At 65.1% G+C, this 934-nt stretch carries 1 protein-coding gene; it reads left to right on the top strand.

All coding sequences use genetic code 11. The features are described 5' to 3' along the window. A partial coding sequence (locus ABB27_RS18735; RefSeq protein ID WP_152984691.1) for an aspartate kinase occupies window positions 1-934 on the top strand: 934 nt, incomplete at both ends.

Here is a 934-nt window from a genome sequence, read left to right as displayed (position 1 = left end):
AGATGTGTGTTGGGGACAGGCAGGTCACCGTGGTATCGGCGATGAAGGGCGTGACCGATGCGCTGATTGATCTGGCTAGGGCGGCCGCTGCTGCCGATCCGGCCTGGGATGAACGCTGGCACGAACTGCGCGCGCGCCATCGCGGTGCCGCCGCTGCGCTGCTGGGCGAACATTCCGGGGCAACCATCGAATGGCTGGATGCGCGCTTCGAGCGCCTGCGTGAAATCCTTGCCGCACTGGCGGTGATCGGCGAATTGCCGCAGGAAGTGCTGGATCGCGTGCAGGGCCTGGGCGAGGTGTTTTCCGCCCATCTGCTGGGCCATCACCTGCAGGCACTGGGCGAAGATGCCGACGTGCTGGACGCCCGCGATGTGCTGGTGGTCAATCACGGCGAGCTGGGTGTGGACGTGGATTGGAAGTCCAGCGCTGCCAAACTGGCGCTGTGGCGCGAAACCCACCCGGCGCGGCGGTTGGTTGTGACCGGCTTTGTCGCCCGTGACCGCAAGGGCAACATCACCACCCTGGGCCGCAACGGCAGTGACTTCTCCGGCGCGATCTTTGCTGCCTTGTTCGCCGCCGACGAGCTGCATATCTGGACCGACGTTGATGGCGTGCTTTCGGCCGACCCGCGGGTGGTACCCGAGGCGGTGCAGTTGGATGCCCTCAGCTATGACGAAGCCTGTGAACTGGCGTATTTCGGCGCAAAGGTGGTGCATCCGCAGACGATGTCACCGGCGATCGAACGTGGCCTGCCGATCATCATCCGCAACACGTTCCAGCCTGATCATCCGGGCACCCGCATCACCGCCGAAAGCTCCAGCAGCGGCCCGATCAAGGGCCTGACGCTGAGTTCGGACCTGGCCGTGTTGAACCTGGAAGGTACCGGCCTGATGGGTGTACCTGGCACTGCCGAGCGTGTCTTCGCCGCCCTGCG

Origin of the sequence: Stenotrophomonas terrae, assembly GCF_001431465.1 — a bacterium.
Classification (GTDB): domain Bacteria; phylum Pseudomonadota; class Gammaproteobacteria; order Xanthomonadales; family Xanthomonadaceae; genus Stenotrophomonas; species Stenotrophomonas terrae.
The sequence above is the reverse complement of the archived record's forward strand: the minus strand, read 5'-3'. Positions and strand labels throughout refer to the sequence as shown.